The 24,407-nt window shown below is 63.0% G+C and carries 25 protein-coding genes and 1 pseudogene; 15 read left to right on the top strand and 11 right to left on the bottom strand.

Features of this window, described 5'->3' with window-relative positions; all coding sequences use genetic code 11:
• Positions 1 to 2 precede the first annotated feature (2 nt).
• From AC04SI_RS12825 to AC04SI_RS12810, 4 genes and pseudogenes are all read left to right on the top strand, one after another.
• Positions 3 to 495 (top strand): annotated as a pseudogene (locus tag AC04SI_RS12825) (B12-binding domain-containing protein).
• 98 nt (positions 496 to 593) lie between these two features.
• The gene (locus AC04SI_RS12820; RefSeq protein ID WP_404277483.1) at positions 594 to 1,703 is read left to right on the top strand and encodes a mandelate racemase/muconate lactonizing enzyme family protein; all 1,110 of its coding nucleotides are present in this window, start codon (positions 594 to 596) and stop codon (positions 1,701 to 1,703) included.
• 201 nt (positions 1,704 to 1,904) lie between these two features.
• Positions 1,905 to 2,381 (top strand): DUF3828 domain-containing protein, encoded by a 477-nt coding sequence (locus AC04SI_RS12815; protein ID WP_404277485.1) that lies wholly within the window; start codon positions 1,905 to 1,907, stop codon positions 2,379 to 2,381.
• A 4-nt stretch (positions 2,382 to 2,385) separates the two neighbouring features.
• The gene (locus tag AC04SI_RS12810) at positions 2,386 to 2,979 is read left to right on the top strand and encodes a YqhG/Tai3 family protein (RefSeq protein ID WP_404277487.1); all 594 of its coding nucleotides are present in this window, start codon (positions 2,386 to 2,388) and stop codon (positions 2,977 to 2,979) included.
• 20 nt (positions 2,980 to 2,999) lie between these two features.
• Here the strand turns inward: AC04SI_RS12810 and queF are convergent, their stop codons facing one another.
• A complete protein-coding gene (queF, locus tag AC04SI_RS12805; RefSeq protein WP_192182732.1) occupies positions 3,000 to 3,461 on the bottom strand; it encodes a preQ(1) synthase in 462 nt (153 codons plus the stop codon).
• A gap of 60 nt (positions 3,462 to 3,521) precedes the next feature.
• Between queF and AC04SI_RS12800 the strand changes: the two genes are divergently transcribed.
• On the top strand, positions 3,522 to 5,567 hold the full coding sequence (locus AC04SI_RS12800) for an oxidoreductase (protein ID WP_404277489.1): 2,046 nt from the start codon (positions 3,522 to 3,524) through the stop codon (positions 5,565 to 5,567).
• A gap of 140 nt (positions 5,568 to 5,707) precedes the next feature.
• Here AC04SI_RS12800 and AC04SI_RS12795 read toward each other — a convergent pair whose 3' ends face one another.
• Positions 5,708 to 6,115, bottom strand: coding sequence for a hypothetical protein (locus tag AC04SI_RS12795; RefSeq protein WP_192182730.1), 408 nt, complete (start codon positions 6,113 to 6,115; stop codon positions 5,708 to 5,710).
• A gap of 112 nt (positions 6,116 to 6,227) precedes the next feature.
• Between AC04SI_RS12795 and AC04SI_RS12790 the strand changes: the two genes are divergently transcribed.
• A complete protein-coding gene (locus AC04SI_RS12790) occupies positions 6,228 to 6,674 on the top strand; it encodes a MarR family winged helix-turn-helix transcriptional regulator (RefSeq protein WP_404277493.1) in 447 nt (148 codons plus the stop codon).
• A 116-nt stretch (positions 6,675 to 6,790) separates the two neighbouring features.
• Here the strand turns inward: AC04SI_RS12790 and AC04SI_RS12785 are convergent, their stop codons facing one another.
• Entirely contained in the window at positions 6,791 to 8,860 is a 2,070-nt protein-coding gene (locus AC04SI_RS12785; protein ID WP_488474281.1) for a putative bifunctional diguanylate cyclase/phosphodiesterase, read from the bottom strand.
• A 298-nt stretch (positions 8,861 to 9,158) separates the two neighbouring features.
• Here AC04SI_RS12785 and AC04SI_RS12780 point away from each other — a divergent pair, with 298 nt between their 5' ends.
• Both AC04SI_RS12780 and tdh read left to right on the top strand, forming a co-directional pair.
• Positions 9,159 to 10,346 (top strand): glycine C-acetyltransferase, encoded by a 1,188-nt coding sequence (locus AC04SI_RS12780; protein WP_404277497.1) that lies wholly within the window; start codon positions 9,159 to 9,161, stop codon positions 10,344 to 10,346.
• Between the two features lie 45 nt (positions 10,347 to 10,391).
• The gene (gene tdh, locus AC04SI_RS12775) at positions 10,392 to 11,426 is read left to right on the top strand and encodes an L-threonine 3-dehydrogenase (RefSeq protein ID WP_096456834.1); all 1,035 of its coding nucleotides are present in this window, start codon (positions 10,392 to 10,394) and stop codon (positions 11,424 to 11,426) included.
• A 54-nt stretch (positions 11,427 to 11,480) separates the two neighbouring features.
• On the opposite strand, the gene AC04SI_RS12770 is transcribed toward tdh, so the two are convergent.
• Positions 11,481 to 11,918 carry a MarR family winged helix-turn-helix transcriptional regulator gene (locus AC04SI_RS12770; RefSeq protein WP_404277499.1) on the bottom strand — a complete coding sequence of 146 codons (438 nt, stop codon included), beginning with the start codon at positions 11,916 to 11,918 and terminating at the stop codon, positions 11,481 to 11,483.
• Positions 11,919 to 12,066: 148 nt separating this feature from the next.
• On the opposite strand from AC04SI_RS12770, the gene hmgA reads away from it, so the two are divergent.
• From hmgA to AC04SI_RS12745, 5 genes are all read left to right on the top strand, one after another.
• Positions 12,067 to 13,380, top strand: a complete 1,314-nt coding sequence (gene hmgA / locus AC04SI_RS12765) for a homogentisate 1,2-dioxygenase (protein ID WP_404277501.1) — start codon at positions 12,067 to 12,069, stop codon at positions 13,378 to 13,380.
• Positions 13,377 to 14,279, top strand: coding sequence for an MBL fold metallo-hydrolase (locus AC04SI_RS12760; protein ID WP_404277503.1), 903 nt, complete (start codon positions 13,377 to 13,379; stop codon positions 14,277 to 14,279). Before hmgA ends, AC04SI_RS12760 begins: the two co-directional genes overlap by 4 nt.
• On the top strand, positions 14,276 to 15,283 hold the full coding sequence (locus AC04SI_RS12755) for a fumarylacetoacetate hydrolase family protein (RefSeq protein WP_404277505.1): 1,008 nt from the start codon (positions 14,276 to 14,278) through the stop codon (positions 15,281 to 15,283). Before AC04SI_RS12760 ends, AC04SI_RS12755 begins: the two co-directional genes overlap by 4 nt.
• A 10-nt stretch (positions 15,284 to 15,293) precedes the next feature.
• Positions 15,294 to 15,590 carry a hypothetical protein gene (locus AC04SI_RS12750; RefSeq protein WP_404277507.1) on the top strand — a complete coding sequence of 99 codons (297 nt, stop codon included), beginning with the start codon at positions 15,294 to 15,296 and terminating at the stop codon, positions 15,588 to 15,590.
• 305 nt (positions 15,591 to 15,895) lie between these two features.
• Entirely contained in the window at positions 15,896 to 16,432 is a 537-nt protein-coding gene (locus AC04SI_RS12745; RefSeq protein WP_404277509.1) for a DinB family protein, read from the top strand.
• A 211-nt stretch (positions 16,433 to 16,643) separates the two neighbouring features.
• On the opposite strand, the gene hppD is transcribed toward AC04SI_RS12745, so the two are convergent.
• Positions 16,644 to 17,759, bottom strand: a complete 1,116-nt coding sequence (gene hppD / locus AC04SI_RS12740; RefSeq protein WP_404277511.1) for a 4-hydroxyphenylpyruvate dioxygenase — start codon at positions 17,757 to 17,759, stop codon at positions 16,644 to 16,646.
• 138 nt (positions 17,760 to 17,897) lie between these two features.
• Here hppD and AC04SI_RS12735 point away from each other — a divergent pair, with 138 nt between their 5' ends.
• On the top strand, positions 17,898 to 18,365 hold the full coding sequence (locus tag AC04SI_RS12735) for an Lrp/AsnC family transcriptional regulator (protein WP_006205881.1): 468 nt from the start codon (positions 17,898 to 17,900) through the stop codon (positions 18,363 to 18,365).
• On the opposite strand, the gene AC04SI_RS12730 is transcribed toward AC04SI_RS12735, so the two are convergent.
• From AC04SI_RS12730 to aztA, 4 genes are all read right to left on the bottom strand, one after another.
• Positions 18,362 to 18,700 (bottom strand): protein tyrosine phosphatase family protein, encoded by a 339-nt coding sequence (locus AC04SI_RS12730; RefSeq protein ID WP_404277513.1) that lies wholly within the window; start codon positions 18,698 to 18,700, stop codon positions 18,362 to 18,364. The genes AC04SI_RS12735 and AC04SI_RS12730 overlap by 4 nt on opposite strands.
• Positions 18,701 to 18,823: 123 nt before the next feature.
• Positions 18,824 to 19,765 (bottom strand): zinc ABC transporter substrate-binding protein AztC, encoded by a 942-nt coding sequence (gene aztC, locus AC04SI_RS12725; protein WP_404277515.1) that lies wholly within the window; start codon positions 19,763 to 19,765, stop codon positions 18,824 to 18,826.
• 34 nt (positions 19,766 to 19,799) lie between these two features.
• Entirely contained in the window at positions 19,800 to 20,675 is an 876-nt protein-coding gene (gene aztB / locus AC04SI_RS12720) for a zinc ABC transporter permease AztB (protein WP_404277517.1), read from the bottom strand.
• The gene (gene aztA / locus AC04SI_RS12715) at positions 20,675 to 21,484 is read right to left on the bottom strand and encodes a zinc ABC transporter ATP-binding protein AztA (RefSeq protein WP_404277519.1); all 810 of its coding nucleotides are present in this window, start codon (positions 21,482 to 21,484) and stop codon (positions 20,675 to 20,677) included. The genes aztB and aztA overlap by 1 nt, the downstream gene beginning before the upstream one ends.
• Positions 21,485 to 21,719: 235 nt before the next feature.
• Here aztA and AC04SI_RS12710 point away from each other — a divergent pair, with 235 nt between their 5' ends.
• Entirely contained in the window at positions 21,720 to 22,064 is a 345-nt protein-coding gene (locus AC04SI_RS12710) for a RidA family protein (protein WP_192182714.1), read from the top strand.
• 210 nt (positions 22,065 to 22,274) lie between these two features.
• Here the strand turns inward: AC04SI_RS12710 and hutC are convergent, their stop codons facing one another.
• Both hutC and AC04SI_RS12700 read right to left on the bottom strand, forming a co-directional pair.
• The gene (gene hutC, locus AC04SI_RS12705) at positions 22,275 to 23,015 is read right to left on the bottom strand and encodes a histidine utilization transcriptional repressor HutC (RefSeq protein WP_404277522.1); all 741 of its coding nucleotides are present in this window, start codon (positions 23,013 to 23,015) and stop codon (positions 22,275 to 22,277) included.
• On the bottom strand, positions 23,012 to 24,364 hold the full coding sequence (locus AC04SI_RS12700) for a formimidoylglutamate deiminase (protein WP_404277524.1): 1,353 nt from the start codon (positions 24,362 to 24,364) through the stop codon (positions 23,012 to 23,014). Before AC04SI_RS12700 ends, hutC begins: the two co-directional genes overlap by 4 nt.
• Between the last annotated feature and the right edge of the window lie 43 nt (positions 24,365 to 24,407).

The following is a 24,407-nucleotide window of genomic DNA, read 5'->3' as shown; positions in this document are numbered from 1 at the left end:
AAATGGCCGACGACGAGATCATCCTTTCCGAGCTTTCCGACGACGAGTTGGTGCAGCAGATGCACGACGACCTTTATGACGGGTTGAAGGAAGAGATCGAGGAAGGCACACAGATCCTGCTCGAGCGCGGCTGGGCACCCTACAAGGTGCTGACCGAGGCGCTGGTCGAAGGCATGCGCATCGTCGGCGAGGATTTTCGCGACGGCATCCTGTTCGTGCCGGAAGTGCTTTTGTCCGCCAACGCAATGAAGGCCGGCATGTTCATCCATCGGCATGTCGGCACTTTTGACCACGACCATGCCCTACATGAAGGTCGTCATCGACACGATGAAGGAAAAGGGCATCCGCGACGACTATGTCGTGCTGGTCGGCGGCGCGCCGCTCAACGAGGAATTCGGCAAGGCCGTCGGCGCCGACGCCTATTGCCGCGACGCAGCGGTGGCGGTCGAGACCGCCAAGGACTTCATGAAGCGCAAGCACAATGTGCGCGCTTGAACACAGCAGTGCGATCCAGGTTTGTGACCGAGAGCGCCGTCATGCACTGGAATGGCAAGATGGCCAGAATCGCTTGGCTCGAAGGGAGCTAAGTCCGTATGCGTATCGAGTCGATTAAAGTCTATCAGGTGCTTCTGCCTGTCAAAGGCGGTGCCTACCGGATGGCCAGCGACACCGTGCAGGATCTGGATAGCACGCTCGTTGAAGTGACCACCGAGGACGGACTGTCAGGCTGGGGTGAGACCTGCCCGGTCGGCCCTGTTTATCAGCCCCAACATGCTTTGGGTGCGAGAGCGGCGATTGCAGAAATAGCGCCTGGACTGGTCGGCGAAGACACCACGTCCATGCGCCGCCTCGCGACAAGAATGGAGGAGCGGTTGAACGGTCACAACTATGCCAAGGCAGCCTTGGATATCGCTCTCCTCGACCTCGCCGGCCAGCGGCTGGGCGTTCCGGTTTCAACACTTCTGGGCGGTGCGCTCACCGATCGTGTGCCCTCTTATTACTCGACTATTGTCGGTGCACCGGATGAGACTGCGCGCATTGCCGTCGACAAGGTCAAGGCCGGCTACCCACGGCTTCAGATCAAGATAGGCGGACGGGATCTCGAGCAAGACGTCGCCACCGTGCACAAGGTCTGGGAAGCGGTTGGATTCAAGGCCCGGATAGCCGTCGACGCAAATCGTGGCCTCACCGCCGCGGCCGCGCTGCACATCGATCGGCTTTGCCAGGCAATCCCGTTCGTGTTTGAACAGCCTTGCAACACCATGGAGGAAGTCGCGAGCCTCAAGGGACGCGTTACCCATCCGGTCTACCTAGATGAGAATACCGAGGATTTGAATGCCGTCCTGCGGGCAATTTCTTCAGGTATCGCGGACGGATTCGGATTGAAGGTCACTCGCCTTGGCGGCCTTACCAAGATGGTCACGGTCCGCGATCTGTGTGCAATACGATCTCTTCCGCACAGCTGTGACGATACATGGGGCGGGGACGTCATTGCCGCGGCATGCGTGCACCTTGCCGCTACCGCCGAGCCGAGACTTCTTGAGGGCGCCTGGATCGCGCAGGAATACATCGAGGGGCACACCGATCCCGTAAACCCCATCGTCATCGAAAACGGGCATATCCGTGTCCCGCAGATGCCAGGGCTCGGTGTCAAGCCCGAGCGCTCCCAACTCAAAGCGCCTGTCGCGACTTTCGGAGGCTGAGGATCCTGTGATGTTCGCAGCGATTGTATCTGGCCAGTATCGTTGGCAATTAGCCTCGGAAGCGCTTTTGCGAACTTCCAGAACGTCTGGCGGGGCGCCTGAGGCTGGCGCTGCGGGGCTTCATGAGCCGCAAAAAAGCCGATATGCAGGATGCGTGGTGGTGATCTTGCCACCACGCCGCCGAACATCCGGAGATCCTGCATGAGACCGATAGTGCTGGCCGCTGCCATGTCGATTGCCTTGCCTGCCGCAGCACTCGCTGGGCCGGCTTCCAACGCCGTGAAGTTCTTCTACGCACCGGTGAAATTCGAGGCGGACGCCAAATATCGCGACCGCTTCACCGATCCGGTGACCAAGCTGTTCGAGCTCAACGACAAGGCGCAGAAGGAGAAGCCCGACGAGGTCTCCTGCATCGACTTCGATCCCGGTCTCGACGCGCAGGATTTTGACCAGAAGACGGTGACGAAGACGCTGAAGCTTGCCGAAACGGTCGATGGCGATACGGCCGAGGTAACGGCGACGTTCAGCCTTTTCCCGGAAGGCGATGATTCCAAACGCGAAATGGTGTGGTCGTTGAAGAAGGTGGACGGCAAATGGAAGGTCGCCGACATCACATCCAAAACCAACAACTGGACCCTGAGTGCCTTGGAATGCATGCCGGCCCCCTCGGCGGAGTGATGCTGTGCTCCGTCGTCTTGTCGTCGCGCTGTCGACCCTATCTATGCTGGCCGCGGGGCTGAACGGCAGCGCCTCGGCGCAAGGCCTGTTCGGCGCGCCGCCGAAGGCCTCGTCCGGCGACAACGCGCCGGCGGATGACACATCGCCGCCGCTGGAAGGAACGCCCGCGCCGGGAACCAAGTCGGCCGAACTGCCGCCGCCCGCGCCCGTTTTGCCGGGATCGCCGACGGCGGTGGTGAAACCCTTCTACGAGCATCTCGGGCTGGAGCTTGATCCGGCTCAGCGCAAGAACTTCATCGATCCGGCGAAAACTGTTCTCGACAAGAGCGATGCGCTGCGCGCCTCGGGGCAGGGCGAGTGCCTCGACCCCAACATGGCGCTCGACAATGCCGACTACGACAAGCTCGCCATCGACAAGAGCCTGCGGACCATCGAGGCCGTCAATGGCGACGAGGCCAAGGTGGTCGTCGCCTTTGTCGTCGAAGGTCACCAGCACCGGCTCGAATGGAAGCTGAAGAAGGTCGGCGGCGCCTGGAAGATAACTGACCTTCTGTCGGTGACCGGCGAATGGGCGCTCAGCCAATATCAGTGCGAATGAGTATTGTTAGCGTGATCTCGTCAGCCCCGCCCGCGATAGGGTGCAACACCCGTGTCGGGCAGCCAGCTGCCTTCTGGCGGTGCGCCGGTTTGCCAGAACACGTCGATCGGAATGCCGCCGCGCGGATACCAATAGCCGCCAATGCGCAACCACAGGGGCTTGGTCGCGGCCACAATGCGGCGGCCGATCATGACGGTGCATTCTTCATGGAAGGCGCCGTGGTTGCGAAACGAAGTCATGAACAGCTTCAGCGATTTCGATTCAACCAGCAGCGTATCGGGTGCGTAGTCGATGACGATATGGGCGAAATCCGGCTGTCCGGTGACCGGACAGAGCGAGGTGAATTCCGGGCAGACGAAGCGCACGATGGCCGGCGGGCCGTCGCCGCGCGCAAACGGCACGGTTTCCAGGACCGCTGCCTCGGGGCTCTGTGGCGTCTCGACGTGCGCGCCGAGCTGGGTGAGGGTTTTGGTGTCGATCATGGGTGGGTCTCTTCTCAATTTTCGCAGCTCATTAGCACAAAATGAATCAGTAGGAAGACGATGACAAGCAACGATCCGCTTCTCCAGCCCTACCAGCTCAAGCACCTGACGCTGAAGAACCGGGTCATGTCGACCAGCCATGAGCCGGCCTATTCGGAGGACGGCATGCCGAAGGAGCGCTACCGGCTCTACCATGCCGAAAAGGCCAAGGGCGGCATGGCGCTGACCATGACCGCCGGTTCGGCGATCGTCTCGCGCGACAGCCCGGCTGCCTTCGGCAATCTGCATGTCTATGACGACCGCATCGTGCCCTGGCTCAAGGAACTGGCGGATGCCTGCCACGAGCATGATTGCAAGGTGATGATCCAGATCACCCATCTCGGCCGCCGCACCGGCTGGAACAAGGCCGACTGGCTGCCGGTGCTGTCGGCCTCGCCAGTGCGCGAGCCGGCGCATCGCGCCTTCCCGAAGGCCATCGAGGACTGGGATATCGAGCGCATCGTCGCCGACTATGCGTCGGCCGCCCAGCGCTGCCAGGCCGCCGGCCTGGACGGCATCGAGTTCGAGGCCTACGGCCATCTGATCGACGGTTTCTGGTCGCCGGCCACCAACCAGCGCGATGACGAGTTCGGCGGTTCGCTCGACAACCGCTTGCGCTTCACTCGCATGGTGCTCGACGCGGTGCGCGTGGTGGTTGGCGAAAAGTTCATTGTCGGCATCCGCATGGTTGCCGACGAGGATTTTGAAAAGGGTCTGTCGAAGGACGAGGGCGTCGAGATCGCCAGGCGGCTGGCCGGCTCCGGCAAGGTCGATTTCCTCAACATCATCCGCGGCTCGATCGAGACCGATGCGGCGCTGACCAAGGTCATCCCGATGGCCGGCATGCGCTCGTCGCCGCATCTCGACTTCGCTGGCGAGGTGAGGGCGGCGACGAAGTTCCCGACCTTCCACGCGGCACGCATTTCCGATGTCGCCACGGCGCGCCACGCCATCGCCACCGGCAAGCTCGACATGGTCGGCATGACCCGCGCTCACATCGCCGATCCGCATATCATCAAGAAGGTGATGGAAGGCCGCGAACACGAGATCCGCCCCTGCGTCGGCGCCACCTATTGCCTCGACCGCATCTATGAGGGCGGCGAGGCGCTGTGCATCCACAATGCGGCAACCGGCCGCGAGGCCGAGATCCCGCATATCATCCCCAGGACGGAGGGGCCTAAGCGCAAGGTGGTCGTGGTCGGCGCTGGCGCCGGTGGGCTGGAGGCGGCGCGCGTCGCCGCTGAGCGCGGCCATAAGGTGACGGTGCTCGAAGCCTCCAGCCAGGCCGGCGGGCAGGTGCGGCTGGCGACGCAGAACCCGCGCCGCAAGGAGCTGATCGGCATTATCGACTGGCGACTGGCCGAACTCGACCGGCTCGGTGTCGAGATCCGCTACGACAATTGGGCCGAGAAGGACGACGTGCTGGCGCTGTCGCCCGATGTGGTGGTGGTCGCCACCGGCGGCCTGCCGCAGAACCCGCCGCTGACGGCGGGCGACAATCTCGTCACCTCGAGCTGGGACATCATGGCGGGCGCCGTCAAGCCGGCCGAGAACGTGCTGCTCTATGATGACAATGGCGGCCATCAGGGCATGGGCGCGGCCGAACTGATCGCGACTGCCGGTTCGAAGCTCGAGCTGGTTTCGCCGGAGCGCTTCTTCGCTCCCGAGATGGGCGGCATGAACCATGTGCCTTATATGCGCGCCTTCCAGGAAAAGGGCGTCACGATCACCATCAACACCAGGCTGCGGTCGGTGCGGCGCGAGGGCAACCAATTGGTCGCCGAACTGGCTTCGGATTTCGCCGATGGCTGGCGCGGCGAGCGGCTGGTCGACCAGGTGGTGGTCGAGCATGGCACGGCACCCCTCGACGACCTCTACCTCTCGCTGAAGCCGCTGTCGCGGAATGGCGGCGCGGTCGACTACGAGCGGCTGGTCAGTGGCGGCGACATCTTCCCCAGGCGCAATCCCGAAGGCGGTTTCGTGCTGTTTCGCATCGGCGATGCGGTGGCCTCGCGCAACATCCACGCCGCCATCTATGACGGCATTAGGTTCGGCTTGCGGATCTGACGAGCAGTACGAACGGTTGGTGACGCGCGCCGGACCTTCGCAGGGAGAGCCACCTGCCGCGTTGGCCCGGTGCGCGCCGCGCACGGTGCCGGCTGGCGCCGGGCACTGTACGATATTGTAGACGGTGCTTGCGCCGTTGCTCAAAACATCCTGGCGGTGGCCATGCAGAGCACGGTGATGACAAGCAGCCCCCCGGCAATACGCTCGCCCCTTGTCATCTTCGCACGCAACTGGCTTTCCGTTGCCTGGTCGGCGCCGGCAAGCTGCCTGCTGGCGGAGCCCACCAACGCGCCCTGCACGCCGGCGGCAATCAGGGCGGTCACGATGCCCAGCGCCAGCACCTTTTCCATCGAGCCGAAAACGCCCTCGTGGAAGAAGTACCAAAGCAATATGCCGGTGAGAAAAGCCAGGCCGGCCGCGCCCATTTGCGGTCGGAAGAACCGCTCCGCCCGAATCTCCGGGTCACGGCCGACAGCGATGGTGGTGCCCGCCCAGAACACGCCGGCCATGACGTGAAGGCCGAGGACGGCAATGAAGATATATTGCATGACCGCATTTCCTCTTTTGCCCGCCGCTGACAAAAAAGTTAGATGTCGAATGGTTTGATGTCAATGCATGAGTCGAGTTTCGCCGATCCGTTTGATGCATTAGTGTCGAATCATGACGCCTTTTGACCGTCCGCCCGTCGGAATGAACCTCGCCCGTACCGCCAAGCTGGTGGCGCAGGCCTTTGACGCGGCGCTTGTCGAGGCCGGCGGCACGCTGCCAGTCTGGGTCACTCTGCTGTCGGTCAAGTCGCGCGAACTTGCCAACCAGCGCGAACTTGCCGGCATGATCGGCATCCAGGGTGCGACGCTGACCCACCATCTCAACGCCATGGAAGCGCAAGGGTTGCTGACGCGCCGGCGCGATCCGGAGAACCGCCGGGTTCACCAGGTGGCGCTGACCGCGGCCGGCGAAGCGCTGTTCGAGACATTGCGCACCGCAGCACTCGCCTTCGACAAGCAACTGAGAGTGGGATTGCCGGACGACAGGCTGGCGGAGTTTGCCGAGGTACTGGCGGCGCTCAGGGCAAATGTCGAAGCCCGAGCTTCGGGCGACTGCTAGCGGATTTTCCGGGTGACAAGAACGATATCCTGCCTCGTTCCCGAAAACCGGCTCGCAACGTCAAATTATGAACTGCTCAACCATTATGGCCGGCATTACCTGAATATCGACACGCCTTAAGCGAGGCTGCCCTGAAGCACCTTCAGCCTGGCCTTCTTCGGGCTGCGCGCCATCAGCCATTCGCGCGCCTTGTCCTGCGGCATCGGGAAGGCGATGGAATAGCCCTGCACCTGGTCGCAGCCGATCGCCATCAGCGAGTCGAGCTCGGCTTCGGTCTCCGCGCCCTCGGCGACGATCGAGATGCCGAGGCCGCGCGCCAGCTCGGTGATGGCGCGCACGATCTTGGAGTTGTCGCCATTCTCGTTGATGTTCTGGACAAAGCGGCGGTCGATCTTCAGCCGGTCGATCTCGTTCGGGTTGACGTGGCTGAGCGAGGCATAGCCGGTGCCGAAATCGTCGAGTTCTAGATGCACGCCGGCGGCGCGGATGTGCCTGAGCTTCGCGGCGATGCCCGTCTTCTCGTCGTCGAGGATGACGGATTCGACGATTTCAAGCGACAGCTTCTGCGGCGCCAGGCCGGCCTTCTCCAGCGTGTCGAACAGGAACTTGTCGAAGTCCGGCTCGCGCAACTCGGTGCCGGAGACGTTGACGGCGAGCCGCCCGAAGGCGATGCCGGCGCGGTCCCATTCGGCCGCTTCGTTGATTGCCTTGCCAATGACGATGCGGCCGATTTCGGGCATGAAGCCGCATTTCTCGGCGACCGGAATGAATTCACCCGGCGAGATCATGCCGCGATCGGCATGTTTCCAGCGCACCAGCGCTTCGATGCCGCTGATCGTGCCGCTGGCCAGCGACACCTGCGGCTGGAAATAGACCTCGAAGGCCTTATCGGCGATGGCGGTGCGGATGTCGTGCTCGAGCTGCTTGCGATAGTCGAGTTCGCGCCTGAGCTCCTCGGAGAAGAACGAGAAGTTGCCGCCGCCGAGCTTCTTGGCGGAGTAAAGCGCCAGATCGGCATGGACCAGCAGGTCCTCGGCATTGTCGGCGTCGACGGGATAGACGGCAATGCCGCCGCTGGCGCCCGGCAGGATCGTCGTGCCCTGGAAGACGATCGGCTCGTTGATCTGCTCCAGGATGCGCCTGCCCAGCATATGGATGTCCTCGGTGCTGCCGGCACCATTGAGGATCATCACGAACTCGTCGCCGCCGAGGCGCGCGCACAGATCCGATGCCCGGCAGGAATCGCGCATACGCTGCGCGGTGACCACCAGCACATAGTCCCCGGCGGCGTGGCCGAGCGTGTCGTTGATCTGCTTGAACCGATCGAGGTCGAGCTGGATCACGGCCAGCCGCTCTCGCCGGCGGTGGGCGCCCTTGATCAGCGTGTCGAAATGGTCGGTGAGAAAAGTGCGGTTGTGCAGGCCGGTCAGCCCGTCATGCACGGCGATGAAGGCCATGGAGTTGCGCGCGTCGACCAGCTCACGCGTCTTGCGCAGGATGGCGTTCGACATCGGGCGGAAGATGAACAGCGCCACCAGCACGATGACGCCGAGGGTGGCAAAGAACAGGGTGCGGTGGAGATCGAGCAGCTGCCCCGAGCGCTCGTCGGCATAGGCGCTGATGCGCTGGCCAAGTGCCGCATAGCCCGACAGCGTGGCGTTGGCGACGGAGGCGTCGAGATTGACGCGCTCGGCGCCGCCCTTGTAGCCCTCGCCGCCGATTGCCAGCTTCGATTCGAAGGATGAGATCAGGCGTTCGCCATTGGCGATCAGCCCGACCGAGAAATAGTCGAGGTGGAACGGCTTGGCGAACAGCACATTCTCGATCGATTTCGGATCGAGCCGTGCCGGCGACGTCGGATTGGCGCCCGTCTGGTCGAGCAGGAGGTCGTAATTCGTCTCGAACTCGGCGGTCGCCTGCTTGAGCGCGGCAACCAGCGCCGGTTGCTTGTCGCGCGCGGCTGCGCCCGTTGCGCCGGCAAGGAAGACGATCCGCTGCGACAGGGCCTTCTGCGTGCTGACGATGTTGAGCAGTGCGTCGTTATGCTGCTGTGCTGCCATCATCTGCTGCAACAGGATGAAGGAGGCCATCACCATGGTGGCGATGATCAGCAGCGCCAGCCAATAGCCGCTCTTGATCAGCAGTATCAGCTTGCGTGACACGCTATGCACTGGCTGCTGCGACATTTCTAGGTGACCCCTCCGGTCGACGGATTCCTGCCGTGAATTCCTGGCGAGAAGACCATTGGCTTGAAAGGGTTAACAGGTCCGGAAACGATGACGCTGGCCGGAAAGGCCGGGATGGAAAGCTGCCAAGATGGTTATCATGTTCTTTCGCGGCAGCACTGCATTTAAGTTCATCGTCACTTGATTGTCACGAAGGATCGCGGTCGCACGTTCGCGGCGTCACCGAAGCCGTCGTTTTTGCGATGGATTTTTCTCACCGGCGGGGCGACAGTCCGATCGATCTCAACAGGGCCTGACCATGAGCGCGGCATTCCTTTCCCACATCGACAGCGAGCTTGAAGGCCTGAAGTCGGCCGGCCTCTACAAATCCGAGCGGGTGATTGCCTCGACGCAGTCGGCCGAGATCGAAGTCGGCGGCGACAAGGTGCTGAATTTCTGCGCCAACAACTATCTCGGGCTCGCCGACAGTTCCGAATTGCGCGAGGCGGCCAAGCAGGCGCTCGACCGCTATGGCTACGGCATGGCCTCGGTGCGCTTCATCTGCGGCACGCAGGAGGAGCACAAAGAGCTGGAGGCGACGATTTCCGCCTTTCTCGGCATGGACGACACCATCCTCTACGGCTCCTGCTTCGACGCCAATGGCGGCCTGTTCGAAACGCTGCTCGGCGAGGAGGATGCGATCATCTCTGATGCGCTGAACCACGCCTCGATAATCGATGGTGTCAGGCTGTCGAAGGCAAAGCGCTTCCGCTACGCCAACAACGACATGGCCGAGCTCGAGGCGCGATTGAAGGAGGCTAAGGATTGCCGCTTCCGGCTGATCGCCACCGACGGCGTGTTTTCCATGGACGGTATCATCGCCAATCTCAGGGGCGTCTGCGACCTCGCCGACAAATACGACGCCATGGTCATGGTCGACGACAGCCATGCGGTCGGCTTCGTCGGCGCCAACGGCCGCGGCTCGGCCGAGCATTGCGGCGTCGAGGGCAGGGTGGACATCATCACCGGCACGCTCGGCAAGGCGCTGGGCGGCGCCTCCGGCGGCTATACATCGGGCAAGACGCAGGTGGTCGACTGGCTGCGCCAGCGCTCGCGGCCCTATCTGTTCTCCAACACGCTGATGCCGGCGATCGCCGGCGCTTCTATCCGGGTGTTCGAGATGGTCCGCAACGGCGATGCGCTGCGCCGGCGCCTCTACGACAACGCCGCGCGGTTCCGCTCCGAGATGAGCAAGCTCGGCTTCACGCTGGCCGGTGCCGATCATCCGATCATCCCGGTGATGCTGGGCGATGCCGCATTGGCGCAGGAGATGGCGGCACGCATGCTGAAGCGCGGCATCTATGTCATCGGCTTCTCCTTTCCGGTGGTGCCGAAGGGCCAGGCACGCATCCGCACGCAGATGTCGGCCGCCCATTCCAGCGCCGATATCGACCGCGCGGTGGCGGCGTTTGGAGCGGTCGGTAAGGAGCTGGGTGTCATCTCCTGAGCCGCCGAAAGCGATTCCGAATCAAGGGATTCAAGGGACAAAAGAATGTCGAACATGATGAAGGCGCTGGTGAAGGCCAAGGCCGAGCCGGGCATCTGGATGGAAGAGGTGCCGGTGCCGGAGATCGGCCCCAACGACGTGCTGATCAAGGTCAGGAAGACGGCGATTTGCGGCACCGACGTCCACATCTACAATTGGGACCAGTGGGCGCAAAAGACAGTGCCGGTGCCGATGGTGACCGGCCATGAATTCGTCGGCACGGTCGCCGATTTCGGTGCGGCGGTGACCGAATACAAGGTCGGCCAGCGCGTGTCGGGCGAAGGCCATATCGTCTGCGGCCATTGCCGAAACTGCCGGGCGGGGCGAGGGCATCTCTGCCGCAACACGCTCGGCGTTGGCGTCAATCGCCCCGGTGCCTTCGGCGAATATCTGGCGATCCCACAGCACAATGTCGTGCCGATCCCCGACGACGTGCCGGACGAGATCGCCGCGATCTTCGATCCCTTGGGCAATGCGGTTCACACGGCACTGTCCTTCGACCTGGTCGGCGAGGACGTGCTGGTCACCGGCGCCGGGCCGATCGGCATCATGGGCGCGCTGGTGGCGCAGTGCGTTGGTGCCAGGAAAGTCGTCATCACCGACATCAACCCGGTACGGCTGGCGCTGGCCAAAAAACTCGGCGTCCAGCATGTCGTCGATGCCTCGAAGGAAAAGCTGCGCGACGTCATGCCGGCGCTCGGCATGACCGAGGGCTTTGACGTCGGCCTCGAAATGTCGGGAGCGGCTCCCGCCTTCCGCGACATGATCGACACCATGAACAATGGCGGCAAGATCGCCATTTTGGGCATCGCGCCGACCGGCTTCGAGATCGACTGGAACAAGGTCATCTTCAAGATGCTGCATCTCAAGGGCATCTATGGCCGCGAGATGTTCGAGACCTGGTACAAGATGATCGCTTTGGTGCAGGGCCCGCTCGACGTCTCCGGGCTGATCACCCATCGTATCGGCATCGACGATTTCCAGACAGGGTTCGATGCCATGCGCAGCGGCAGTTCGGGTAAGGTGGTGATGGACTGGTGAAGGCGGAATAAGAGATGCTGTCCCGCCGGCGTATCAACAATTCTGTTTGCTGACCTAGCCGTCGGCCAACGCCGCCTCCAGCGCCGCCACCCCGCGGACAATCGCCGCCCGCTCTTCCGCGCCCAGCCTCGCCAGCAATTCCCTTTCAAACGCCTTCGCCAGCGGCACCATCTCGCGATAGGCGGCAAGCCCCGCTTTGGTCAGCGTCAGATGCTCGACGCGGCGATCGTTCTCGTCGGGCGTGCGCGTCAGCCAGCGACGCCGCTCGAGTTCGGCGACGGCGCGCGACACCTTGGTCTTGTGCATGGCTGACTGCTCGCCGAGCTCCGTCGCCGTCATCGTGCCGTGCTGGCCTAGGCCGGAAAGCGTGCGCCATTCCGGCCGCGTCAGGCCGTGGCGGTCCTTGTAGATCTTCGAGAATTCGTGGCTGACCGCATCGGCAAGGCGGTAGAGCCGGTAGGGCAGGAAGCTTTCCAGTTCGAGGATGTCCATGGTTGCTTAGTCCTCGCAACGCCATCGCGGCATTGATAGTTACATTTTAGATGGTTACAAATGAAACCAGTTTGGTCAACCCGCGGACCGCCAGACGCCATCGCTGGGTGGAAATGGCAATCCGGGGATCATGCTTGAGGAGGACGCAATGGCCTTTTCCTACATGCCGGGCTTCGGCAACGATTTTGAAACCGAAACCTTGCCCGGCTCGCTGCCCCAGGGACGAAATTCACCACAGCGGCCGGCCTACGGCCTCTATGCCGAACAGCTTTCCGGTTCGCCCTTCACCGCGCCGCGCGGCACCAATGAGCGCTCCTGGCTCTATCGCATCCGGCCGAGCGTAAAACACACCGGCCGCTTCAAACCGGTGAGCTATCCGCTGTGGAAGACTGCCCCCAATGTCGGCGACCACGAACTGGCGCTCGGCCAGTACCGCTGGAACCCGGTGCCGATGCCGAAGGAGCCGACCGATTTCATTCAGGGCATACGCAGCATGACCACGGCCGGCGATGTGCTTGGGCAGACCGGCATGGCGGCGCATGTTTATGTTGCCAACCGCTCCATGGTCGACGACCATTTCTTCAACGCCGACGGCGAGTTGCTGATTGTGCCGCAGGTGGGCGCGCTGCGCTTCGTCACCGAAATGGGCGTCATCGAGCTCAGGCCGGGCGAGATCGCCGTTCTGCCGCGCGGTCTGGTGTTCAAGGTCGAGCTGGTCGACAAGGAAGTGCGCGGCTATGTCTGCGAGAACTACGGCGCCAAGCTGACGATGCCCGACCGCGGCCCGATCGGCGCCAATTGCCTCGCCAATCCGCGCGATTTCAAGACGCCTTGCGCTTGGTTCGAGGAGAAGGAGACGCCCTGCCGGCTGATCGTCAAATGGTGCGGCAATTTCCATGTCACCGAGATCGGCCATTCGCCGCTGGACGTGGTGGCGTGGCACGGCAACTACGCACCCTACAAATATGATCTTGCGACGTTTTCGCCGGTCGGTGCGCTGTTGTTCGACCATCCCGATCCGTCGATCTTCACCGTGCTGACGGCGCCGAGCGGCGAGGAGGGCACCGCCAACATCGACTTCGTCATCTTCCCGCCGCGCTGGCTGGTGGCGGAGGATACGTTCCGGCCACCCTGGTACCACCGCAACATCATGAGCGAGTTCATGGGCCTGATCCACGGCCAGTACGACGCCAAGGAGGAAGGCTTTGTCCCTGGCGGCATCAGCCTGCACAATCTGATGCTGGCCCACGGGCCCGACGCCCCTGGCTTCGAAAAGGCCTCGCGCACGGAGCTGAAACCGGTCAAGCTCGACAACACCATGGCCTTCATGTTCGAGACCCGATTCCCGCAAATGCTGACCCGCTACGGCGCCGAGCTGGAAACCCGGCAGGACAATTACATCGACTGCTGGGCCGATCTGAAGAAGCGTTTCAATGGCACGCCTGAGGGCGACTGGTCTTGAGCGTCGACCGGGTGCGCGATCGGTTGGTGCTTCTGGGTTCCAAGGGCGGACCGGCGGTACGGCCAGGCGGGCCTTGGCCGAGTTCGTCGCTGCTCGAGCTCGGCGGCCGCACCATTGTCGTCGACTGTGGGCTGGGCGTGACGCGGGCGTTTGTTGACGCAGGAGTCGGCCTGAAGGCGCTCGACCTCATCTTCATCACCCATCTCCATTCCGACCACGTGCTGGAACTCGGGCCGCTCATCCACACCGCCTGGACGGCCGGTCTGGCGAGCCCGGTCAGCGTCTTCGGACCACCCGGCACCGGCCATTACTGGAGGCGCTTCTGCCAGGCGATGGAATTCGACATCGAGATCCGCATCGCCGACGAAGGCCGGCCGGATATCCGCGAGCTGGTTTCGGTCGTCGAGTTCGGCGAGGGCAAGGTTATCGAGGACTACGGACTGAAGGTGACGGCGCTGCGCGTCGACCATCCGCCGGTGACCGACTGTTTTGCGCTGCGCTTCGAGCAAGGCGGGAAAAGCGTTGTCTTCTCGGCCGACACAGCGTTCTTTCCACCGCTGGCCGATTTCGCCAAGGGTGCCGACATTCTTGTCCACGAGGCGATGCTGGAACAAGGCATCGAGAGGCTGGTCGCCAAGACCGGTAACGGCGCGCGGCTGAGGGAACATTTGCTCGCCAGTCATTCGTTTGCCGATGAGGCGGGGCGCATCGCCACCGACGCCGGTGTCAAAAGACTGGTGCTGAACCACCTCATCCCGGCCGACGATCCCGAGATCGGCGAAGCCGATTGGATCACCGCCGTCAGGAAAACTTGGTCTGGCGACTTGACGATTGCCCGCGACGGCCTTGTTGTGGGCTTAAGCTGCGCCGAAGCCGCAGTAGGAGAGGAAACCGCATGAAGCTTGCCACATTGAAGGACGGGACGCGCGACGGGAAACTTGTCGTCGTCTCGCGTGACCTGACGCGCTTTACCGATGCCTCGTTTCTGGTGCGCACCCTGCAGGCCGCGCTCGACGACTGGAGCCGCATCGCGCCGCATCTCGCCGCCATGGCGGAATCGCTGGAGAACAATGCGGTGCCGTCGGCGCGCTTCCACGAGCATGACGCCCACTCGCCGCTGCCGCGCGCCTATCAATGGGCCGACGGTTCGGCCTATGTGAACCATGTCGAACTGGTGCGGAAAGCGCGTGGCGCCGAGATGCCGGCAAGTTTCTGGACCGATCCGCTGATCTACCAGGGCGGCTCCGACAGCTTCGTTCCGCCGCGCGATCCGATCCGCATGGCGGACGACGGATTCGGCATCGACATGGAGGCGGAAGTCGCCGTCATCGTCGACGACGTGCCGATGGGCGCAGGCCTCGAAGAGGCAAAAGCCGCTATTCGGCTGGTCATGCTGGTCAACGACGTGACGCTGCGCGCCCTCACGGGGCCGGAACTCGCCAAAGGGTTCGGCTTCTTCCAGTCAAAGCCGTCCTCTGCCTTTTCGCCCGTCGCGGTGACGCCGGACGAATTGGGCGACGCCTGGGATGGCGGCAAGGTCAGCCTGCCACTGCTCGCCGATCTCAACGGCAAGCCGTTCGGCCGGGCGAACGCCGGCATCGACATGACCTTCGATTTTCCGGCGCTGATCGTCCATGCCGCGAAAACACGGTCGCTCGCCGCCGGCACCATCATCGGCTCCGGCACCGTCTCCAACAAACTCGACGGTGGTCCGGGCAAACCCGTGTCGGCAGGTGGCGCCGGCTATTCCTGCATCGCCGAGCTGCGCATGATCGAGACCATTGTATCAGGCGAACCCAAAACGCCGTTCCTGCGCTTCGGCGACACCGTGCGCATCGAGATGAAGAACAAGGCGGGAAGTTCGATCTTCGGCGCCATCGAGCAGAAGGTCGAGAAATACTAGAGGTGAGGGAATGACGGGCGGGGCATTCTATCTTCTGTGCGGCGTCTGGGCGCTTGTGATGCTGGCGATCTTCATCCAGGCGATCCGGCTGAGTTATCGCATCGAGGCGCGCTCGCCTGACCTCACCAACCGCAGCGGCTTTCCACGCAACGCGATGATGTTCCACACCGTCACCAATCTGAACGTCGCGCGGGACGAGGAAACGCAGGCCATGCGCCGGCGCATGAACCGGCTGCTGCTGATCGTTGTCGCCGGTTTCGCGGTTATGTGGGCGGGCCTCTATCTGGTGCGGTCGACGGGCGCTTGACTGGCAGATGCCGTACTCCGTTCCCTATCTTTGTTGGATCGGACTTTGCAGCGTCGCAACCGGCTGGCTGTTGATCTCCGCAATTCGGCTCTGCCGGCAGGTCGAGGACCGGTCTGAAAGGCTGCGCAATTTCAGCAGCGTGGCGCGCCTACCGAAGCTTATTCATGTTGCTTTGAACCGGGACGTCGCAAGCGACGCCGAAACACAGGCGCTGCGGCGCAGCATGAACGCTCGTCTTACGGGTATAGTTACCCTGGCCGGCATTACAAATTTGGTTGCCTGGACCGGTTGGGCAGGCGCATAGCATGGATATTCTCACCCACTTCAGCCGCATGGCCGGCAACAATCTCTGGTCGAACGACCGGCTCTACCGTGCCGTGCTGCAGCTCAAGCCTGGCGAATTCGAAGCCGAACGCACCAGCTTCTTCCCGTCGATCAAGGCGACGCTCAACCACATCCTCGCGGTCGACTATCTCTATCTCGATTTCCTGGAGGAGGGTGGCGTTGGTGCTGCTGCCTATGATGATTATGTGCCGTTCGATAAACCTCAGGCGCTGTTTGCCGCCCAGGTCGCGGCCGACCGCAGGCTCATCGCCTTCTGCGACGCCCTGTCAGAGGCCGATCTCGACCGCCGCGTCATCACCGACCGGCGCGAGGACGGCATGATTCCGGAAAAAATCGGCGACATCCTCGCCCACGTCTTCCTGCACGACATCCACCATCGCGGCCAGGTGCACGCCATGCTGTCCGGCACCTCCGTCGCGCCGCCGCAGCTGGACGAGTTTCTGCTCGATTATGATGTGAAGCTGAGGAAAGAAGAGGTAGAGCGGTTGGGATTGTGATCGACCAATCCCCGATATTGGCGCCGCCCCTCATTGCCCTGCCGGGCATTTCTCCCGTAAACGGGGAGAAAGAGGCTGGCCGCAACCCGGCGCCATTTTCTGCAATGCTGACAATTGGCGAAAGCATCGGCGATAGCGTCCCTCGCCCCGTTTACGGGGAGAGGATGCCGGCAGGCAGGTGAGGGGCAGCTGTACGTCGGCAATTTGACCGTTACGCCGCTTTGCCGTCGACCTTGATCACGCCGCGCTTGATCTGGTCCTGCTCGATCGATTCGAACAGCGCACGGAAATTGCCCTCACCAAAGCCTTCGTCGCCCTTGCGCTGAATGAATTCGAAGAAGATCGGGCCGATCACGGTTTTCGAAAAGATCTGCAGCAGGATCTTGGTCATGCCGCCGTCGACCACGCCTTCGCCGTCGATCAGGATGCCGTGCTTCTTCATCCGCTCGATCGGCTCGTCATGGCCGCTCACCCTGTCATAGGACATGTCGTAATAGGTTTCCGGCGGACCCGGCATGAATTTCAGCCCGTTGGCCGCCAGTCTGTCGGTGGCGCCGTAGATCTCGTCGGTGCCCACCGCGATGTGCTGGATGCCTTCGCCATTGTATTTCTTCAGATATTCGGCGATCTGGCTGGTCTCGTCCTTGGACTCGTTCAGCGGGATGCGGATCTTGCCGCAGGGCGAGGTGATGGCCCGGCTGACAAGGCCGGTGATCTTGCCGTCAATGTCGAAGAAATGGATCTGCTTGAAGCCGAACAACTCGCGGTAGAAATCCCACCATTTGTCCATCTGGCCGCGATAGACATTGTGGGTGAGGTGGTCGAGATAATAGAAGCCGACGCCTTGCGGCCGCGGGTCGCGCTCGCCCAACCATTCGAACTCGGCGTCATAGGCCGAGCCCTTCTTGCCATAGCTGTCGATGAAATAGAGCAGCGAGCCGCCGATGCCGACGATGGCCGGCACGTCCAGCGCCTTGTCCTTGCCTTCGTAAGGCGTGGCGCCCTTGGCCACGGCATGGTCGAAAGCGTGCCTGGCATCGACGACCCGCCACGCCATCGAGGAGGCGCAGGGGCCGTGCTTGTCGACGAACTTCATCGCATGCGAGCCGGGCTCGGCATTGACGATGTAGTTGATGTCGCCCTGGCGCCAGACGGTGTTGTTCTTACTGCGGTGTTTGGCAACCGCGACATAGCCCATGCGGGTGAAAAGCTCGGCGAGCTTCTCCGGCTCAGGATGCGCGAATTCGACGAACTCGAAGCCGTCGGTGCCGGCGGGATTGGTCTTGCTGATCTTGGCGGGCGGTGCGTCGTGCGGGAAGGGGCCCATGGCAGGTCTCCGAAAGCTGTTCTGGCCGCTCTTGGCCATCCTTGCCCATTATAGCGCCAACCAACCGCACAGAGCTTGCATTCAAACGCTTGAAATGTTCATCTGATGCGTGAAACGTGCACAGAGAGGAGAACGACCGTGGATGATGTGCGCATTGATCAATTTGACCGCAAGATATTGGCGCTGCTGCAGGCCGATGCGCGGTTGACCAACAGCGATTTGTCGGACCGGGTGAATCTATCGCCGTCGCAATGCTCGCGCCGCCGTCAGCGGCTGGAGGAGGACGGCTATATCAAGGGGTATCGCGCCGTGCTCGATCGCGACCGGCTCGGCTTTTCGCTGGTCAACGTCATCTCGGTGACCTTGGCCACCCACAACCGCGACAATGCCAGGCGCTTCGGCGAATTGCTGGCGCGGCTGCCGGAAGTGCAGGAGGCGCACGCGCTGACCGGCGAGATGGACTACATCTTGAAGGTGGTGACGCCGGATCTGAAGTCGCTGTCGGAATTCGTCAACGACGTGCTCTTGCCGCACGAATCCGTGCAGCACGTGAAGACGGCGATCGTGCTGGAGACACTGAAGGAAACCGGCGCGCTGCCGATCTAAGCCTTCTGCTGCTGGACCAGCCCATAAAGATTGGTGCAGCGCGCGCCGGAGCGGCAATAGGCGAAGACGGGGCCTTCGAGTTCGTCTAGCGCTTTGGCCTGGTCCTCGACATTTTCCATGGTGATCTGGCCGCTGATGACCGGGACGAAGCGGAAAGCGAGTCCTGCCGCTTCGGCGGCTGCCTTGACGCTGTCGGCCGAGGGCTGGCCGGGCTGCTCATTGTCGGGCCGGTTGCAGATGACGCTCTTGAAGCCGGCTTCCTTGATGGCGGCGACGTCTTCGGGCTGGATCTGCCCCGCAACCGAATAGTCTTCGCTGATCTGGCGGTATTCCATGGTGTCCTCGCAATCCGATTTGGCGGCAGTCTTGCCACTCCCCGGTCGGACCGGCAATCCGCGCAGGGAAGAAATCTCCCTGCGCACATAGACATTTCCGGCGAGGAATCCAACCGGCCTTGCTCAACTGCCGAGGATGGCGCCTTTGATCTGGGCGATGTTGTTGTGCATCATGTCGATATAGGTCGAGGCCGGGCCGTCGGGCTGCGACAGCGCGTCGGAGTAGAGCGTGCCGCCCACCTTGATGCCGGTCTCGCTGGCGATTTGCTCGATCAGGCGCGGATTGGTGATGTTCTCGACGAAGATCGCCGCCGCCTTATCCTGCTTGACCTGATTGACCAGCTTGGCGACGTCGGCGGCCGAAGGCTCGGAATCGGTCGACACGCCCTGCGGCGCCAGGAAGGTCAGGCCGTATTCGTGTTCGAAATAGCCGAAGGCGTCATGCGAGGTGATGACGACGCGTTTTTCTTCCGGGATGGACTGGATCGCCGTCTTCACTTCGCCTTCGACCGCATCGAGTTTCTTGGTGTAGGCGGCGGCGTTGCTCTGGTAGCTGACGCAGCCCGCGGAATCGGCGGCGCAGAAGGCATCGGCGATGTTCTTCACATAGATCTTTGCGTTGGCGATCGACTGGAAGGCATGCGGGTCGGTGACCGTCTTGCCGCCACCCGTGCCGGCGCCTTCGGCAGCGTCGGCATCGGCGAACTCAGGCTTGAAATCGATCGGCGTCACACCCTTGGACAGCACCGCGATCGTCGCCTTGGTGGCGCTGGCGTCGACCAGGCGCTGCAAAAAGCCTTCGAAATGCAGTCCGTTGACCAGCACCACATCGGCGCCGGCCATCGCCACCGCATCGGCCGGGCTCGGCTCGTAGACATGCGCATCGCCATCCGGGCCGACGATGGTAGTGATGTTGACCCGGTCGCCGCCGACATTTTTCGCGAAATCGGCAATGACCGTGAAGCTGGCGACCACCTTGAGCGGCGCCGCGAAGGCCGAGGAGCCTCCAAAGGCACTTAATGTTATAACGCTCATCGTCAGGGCGGCGCGGATCGATTTCAGCATTGGGAAGATCTCCTTGTAGGGCGGGGGGTGAGGATCAGGCGGTTCGGTGGCGGTGATGCACGATGCGGGCGCGCAGCACGCCGCGCGTGCCGAACAGGATCGAGGCGAAGTAGACGACGCCGGCGGACAGGATGATGGCCGGACCTGACGGCAGCGACGCGTGATAGGAGAGCAACAGCCCGGCAATGCAGGAGGCGAAGCCGATCAGCACCGCCAGCACGCACATCGGCTCGACGCGCACGGTCCAGAAGCGGGCGGCCGCCGCCGGCAGCATCATCAGCCCGACCGACAGCAGCGTGCCCAGCGCCTGGAAGCCGCCGACGAGGTTGAGCACGACGAGGCCGAGAAAGATGAAATGCACAGGGCTGCCGAGACGGCTGACCGAGCGCAGGAACAGCGGATCGAGGCATTCCGCGACCAGCGCCCGCCAGAAGATGACGAGGCAGACCAGTGTCACCGCGACGATGCCGCCGATCAGCGCTAGCGCCTCATTGTTGAGCGCCAGCACGGTGCCGAACAGCACATGCATGAGGTCGACGCTGGAGCCGCGGATCGACACCATCAGCACGCCGATGGCGAGCGAGATGAGATAGAAGGCCGCCATCGAGGCGTCCTCGCGCTGGATCGTGAAGCGCGAGACGGCACCGGCGCCGAGCGCCACGATGACGCCGGCGATCAGCCCGCCAATGGTCATCGGCAGGATTTCCAGCCCATAGAACAGGAAGCCGGCGGCGGCACCGGGCAGGATGGCATGCGCCATGGCGTCACCCGACAGGCTCATGCGCCGCAGCATCAGGAAGACGCCGACCGGGCAAGCACCGAGCGACAGCATCAGCGAGCCGATCAGCGCCCGCTGCATGAAGCCGAAATCGGCAAAGGGGGCGATAAAGAGGGTGTAGAGCGCGTCCATCAGGCCGCCCTCGGCCCGGAGCCATGATGGTGTTCATGAACGTGATCGTGCCCGTGGACATGCCCGTGATCATGGCCTTCCGGCTCGCACCACGGCGCATTCTCTTCCCACGCTTCATGGAAGCGGCGGGCGCGCAAAAGGTTCTCCGGCCGCAGCGTTTCCTTGGTCTCGCCCCAGGCCACAGGCTGGCGGGCGAGCAGCAGCGTTTCTGGAAAATTCTGCCTGACGAGGTCGAGATCGTGCACCACGACCATGACAGTGCGTTCCTCGCCATGCCAGCGCTTGATCAGCGCGATCAGGTCGCCGACGGTCTTGGCATCGACGGCGTTGAACGGCTCATCGAGCAGGATGAGATCGGCGTCCTGCAGCAGCACGCGGGCAAACAGCGTGCGCTGCAATTGGCCGCCCGACAAAGTGTCGATCGGGCGCTTCTCGAAGCCGCCGAGACCGACGGCCATCAGCGCCTGGCTGACGGAGTCGCGATCCTCTTTTGTATAGCGGCCTAGCATGCCGCGCTTTGGCCAGAGGCCCAACGAAACCAGATCGACGACCCGCGCCGGAAAGGAGCGGTCGAGCTCCGACTGCTGCGGCAGATAGGCGGCGCGCACGCCGGGCGCGCGGATCACGCTGCCGGCCATCGGCTTGAGAACCCCGACGATGCCCTTCATCAGCGTCGACTTGCCCGAACCATTGGCGCCGACGACGGCGGTCAGCGAGCCCTTGCGGATGGTGCCGTCGAGATGATGGATCGCCGGGTGGCTGCCATAGCCGAGCGTCAGGTCGCGGAAGGTCAGGCAGGCATTTGTCATCAAACGATCCGTGGCGCGGAAATCCGCGCTGCTGCAGGCGGCCAAGTCGATATGTGATGTTATTACATTAGTCAACAAGCCATTCCGGCGGAATTGCGGCGCCCCGGTCAACTCGCCGTGTACGGCTGGCCTCGCGCCCACCGCCTTGGCTCAAGAAGGATTCGCCCAGGCGGCCTTGCCCGAAGCAAGCCGCAACTCTAAAGAGGCGCGACCCACAAAAGGAAGGAAACATCCCATGAGCATTCGTCGCATCGATGTAGGCCCGCGCATGACCCAGATCGTCATCCACGGCAACACCGTCTATCTGGCCGGCCAGGTCGGCGAGCCCGGCGGCAACGTTGCCTCGCAGACCCGCGACATTCTGGCGACCGTCGACGAATTGCTGGCCAAGGCCGGCACCGACAAGACCAAGATCCTGCAGGCGATCATTTGGCTGGATGACATGGGCACCTTCGCCGAGATGAATGCGGAATGGGACAAGTGGGTGCCTAAGGGCCACACGCCGGCCCGCGCCACCGGCGAAGCCAAGCTCGCCGGCCCGGAATACCTGGTCGAGATGATTATTACCGCTGCGATTTGAGGCATGGCGCTTTACCTTCTCCCCTTGTGGGAGAAGGTGGCCGAGCGAAGCTCGGTCGGATGAGGGGTGTTGGACTGATCGCCACCTTGAACAACTAAGCGCTTAAAACTGCTTGATCTTTTGACGCCTCATTTCTTCCAGCAACCCCTCATCCGTCTCGGCACTGCGCGCCGATCCACCTTCTCCCACAAGGGGAGAAGGGGTGTGGCACTACCCCTGCGATGGCCTGAACCGCGCCACCAGCGTGTGGCTCTCGGCCGCATAGGTGAAGCGGACATGGGTGACTGGATGCTCGGCGCTCCATGTCCGCCGTTCGACCACCAGGCACGGCGCGCCGGGCTCGATGTCGAGGGCATCGGCAATGTGCTGGTCGGCGGCAATGGCGCGGATGCGATGCTCGGCTTCGCTCCAAGGCACGCGGCCGATCAGCCAGGGGCCGGGTGCGATTTCAAGAAATTCCTCCTCGCCAGCCTCCACGACGGCGGTCAGATTGATCAGCCGTTGTTCGTGTGCGAACGGCCGCTGTCCGGCGAAATGCAGGCACTCCAGCGCCAGCACAGGCCCTGCGGCGGTTAGCTCAAGCAGGGCGCGGTCCTCGGCGCTGCTGCGCCGCTTCAGCCGCGCCAGCCTTTCATAACGATAAAGCAGGCCGAGCGCTTCGACCTCGATCCGGATGTCGTGGATTTCCAGCACCGCGGCTTGCGACTGCGGCCGGCGCACGAAGCTGCCCGAGCGGCGGCGGCGCTCGATCAGTCCGGCCTTGGCCAGCTGCGACAGCGCCTTGTTCACCGTCATGCGCGAGCAATTGTACTCAGACGTCAGTTCATGCTCGAACGGGATGCGGTGGCCGGGCGCCCAGGCACCTGACAGGATTTTTTCGCTGATGTCGGACAGGATGCGCTGGTGCAGCGAGCCGCCGCCTTCGACCACCGCTGTCTCGATCAGGCTCATGCCGAAAGCGCCGTCATCACTTTGCGAAACCGCGCGGCAATCGCCTCGCGTTTTGCATGCCTGCCGTCGCTGACCTGCTTCTTGCCATGCACCCAGACGCAATCGACTTTGGTGCCATTGGCGAAGATCCAGGCATCGAGGATCGCATCGCCGGCCTTTCCGGCCAGCGATGGATGATCTGCATCGAGCGAGACGAAATCGGCAGCGGCGCCGGCTGCGATCCGCGAAGGGCCAGCGCCCAGTGCTGGGCTGCCGCCGTCTAGTGCCGCATCGAACAAGGCGCGCCCGGTCGAGCCGCCGGCGACCGCCAGCACATTGCGGGCGCGATGCGCAAGGCGCTGCGAATATTCGAGCTGCCGCAATTCGTCAGGCAGGCCGATCAGCACGTTGGAATCCGAACCGACACCGAAGCGTCCGCCATGTTCGGTGAACAGCGGCGCGGCAAAGGTACCGTCGCCGAGATTGGCCTCGGTGATCGGGCAGAGACCGGCAACGGCACCGCTTTTGGCCATGCCGACCGTCTCGGCCTCGGTCATGTGGGTGGCATGGATCAGGCACCAGCGCTGGTCCACCCCGGCATTGGCGAGCAGCCATTCGACCGGGCGCGCGCCGGACCAGGCGATGCAGTCCTCAACCTCTTTCACCTGCTCGGCAACGTGGATGTGAACCGGCCCGTCTTGCGCCATGGCGGCGACCGAGGCGAGTTGATCCGGCGTCGCGGCGCGCAGACTGTGCGGGGCGACGCCGACGACGGCTTGATTCAGAGCGCGAACACACTCCCGGCTTTTCTCAAGCAGCGGCGCGAACCTCTCCACATCATTGATGAATCGCCGCTGGCCTTCATTGGGCGCCGCGCCGCCGAAGGAGGAATGCGCGTAAAACACCGGCAGCAGCGTCAACCCGATGCCTGTCTCGCCGGCCGCCGCCGCGATGCGCTCCGCCATCTCGGCGATGTTGGCATAGGGTTTTCCGTCGCGATCGTGATGAAGATAATGAAACTCGCCGACGCGTGAAAAACCGGCTTCCAGCATCTCGACATAGAGCTGGGCGGCGACCGCCTCGACCTGGTCGGGCGTCATCGACAGCGCGAAACGGTACATCACCTCGCGCCAGCTCCAGAAACTGTCGGCGGAAGGGCCGCGCAATTCGGCGAGACCCGCCATGCCGCGCTGGAAGGCATGGCTGTGCAGGTTCGGCATGCCGGGCAACAGGATGGCGTGTCGTTCGTCGCCGGCTTGCGGCGATGCACCTGCGTCGACTGTCACGATGCGGCCGTCAGCCAGTGATATCCTGACATTGCCGTGCCAGCCGTCGGGCAGCAGCGCCTGTTCCGCAAAGATCGCCGTCACGTTTTTCTCCGAATCCCGCTTTCCATTCACGATAGCACTTGCA

Source organism: Mesorhizobium sp. CNPSo 4689 (assembly GCF_057784325.1).
Note: the sequence above shows the minus strand (reverse complement) of the source record. Positions and strands in the feature narration are given on the sequence as shown.

Bases quoted from the DNA above. Each gene is read 5' to 3' on its own strand.
- AC04SI_RS12780 (WP_404277497.1), top strand. From the start codon at position 9,159: ATGAGCGCGGCATTCCTTTCCCACATCGACAGCGAGCTTGAAGGCCTG.
- AC04SI_RS12790 (WP_404277493.1), top strand. From the start codon at position 6,228: ATGACGCCTTTTGACCGTCCGCCCGTCGGAATGAACCTCGCCCGTACC.
- AC04SI_RS12770 (WP_404277499.1), bottom strand. From the start codon at position 11,918: ATGGACATCCTCGAACTGGAAAGCTTCCTGCCCTACCGGCTCTACCGC.
- hutC (WP_404277522.1), bottom strand. From the start codon at position 23,015: ATGAGCCTGATCGAGACAGCGGTGGTCGAAGGCGGCGGCTCGCTGCAC.
- AC04SI_RS12815 (WP_404277485.1), top strand. From the start codon at position 1,905: ATGAGACCGATAGTGCTGGCCGCTGCCATGTCGATTGCCTTGCCTGCC.
- AC04SI_RS12710 (WP_192182714.1), top strand. From the start codon at position 21,720: ATGAGCATTCGTCGCATCGATGTAGGCCCGCGCATGACCCAGATCGTC.
- aztB (WP_404277517.1), bottom strand. From the start codon at position 20,675: ATGGACGCGCTCTACACCCTCTTTATCGCCCCCTTTGCCGATTTCGGC.
- AC04SI_RS12820 (WP_404277483.1), top strand. From the start codon at position 594: ATGCGTATCGAGTCGATTAAAGTCTATCAGGTGCTTCTGCCTGTCAAA.
- tdh (WP_096456834.1), top strand. From the start codon at position 10,392: ATGTCGAACATGATGAAGGCGCTGGTGAAGGCCAAGGCCGAGCCGGGC.
- queF (WP_192182732.1), bottom strand. From the start codon at position 3,461: ATGATCGACACCAAAACCCTCACCCAGCTCGGCGCGCACGTCGAGACG.
- AC04SI_RS12755 (WP_404277505.1), top strand. From the start codon at position 14,276: ATGAAGCTTGCCACATTGAAGGACGGGACGCGCGACGGGAAACTTGTC.
- AC04SI_RS12745 (WP_404277509.1), top strand. From the start codon at position 15,896: ATGGATATTCTCACCCACTTCAGCCGCATGGCCGGCAACAATCTCTGG.
- hmgA (WP_404277501.1), top strand. From the start codon at position 12,067: ATGGCCTTTTCCTACATGCCGGGCTTCGGCAACGATTTTGAAACCGAA.
- AC04SI_RS12785 (WP_488474281.1), bottom strand. From the start codon at position 8,860: ATGTCGCAGCAGCCAGTGCATAGCGTGTCACGCAAGCTGATACTGCTG.
- AC04SI_RS12730 (WP_404277513.1), bottom strand. From the start codon at position 18,700: ATGGAATACCGCCAGATCAGCGAAGACTATTCGGTTGCGGGGCAGATC.
- AC04SI_RS12750 (WP_404277507.1), top strand. From the start codon at position 15,294: ATGACGGGCGGGGCATTCTATCTTCTGTGCGGCGTCTGGGCGCTTGTG.
- aztC (WP_404277515.1), bottom strand. From the start codon at position 19,765: ATGCTGAAATCGATCCGCGCCGCCCTGACGATGAGCGTTATAACATTA.
- AC04SI_RS12800 (WP_404277489.1), top strand. From the start codon at position 3,522: ATGACAAGCAACGATCCGCTTCTCCAGCCCTACCAGCTCAAGCACCTG.
- AC04SI_RS12795 (WP_192182730.1), bottom strand. From the start codon at position 6,115: ATGCAATATATCTTCATTGCCGTCCTCGGCCTTCACGTCATGGCCGGC.
- hppD (WP_404277511.1), bottom strand. From the start codon at position 17,759: ATGGGCCCCTTCCCGCACGACGCACCGCCCGCCAAGATCAGCAAGACC.
- aztA (WP_404277519.1), bottom strand. From the start codon at position 21,484: ATGACAAATGCCTGCCTGACCTTCCGCGACCTGACGCTCGGCTATGGC.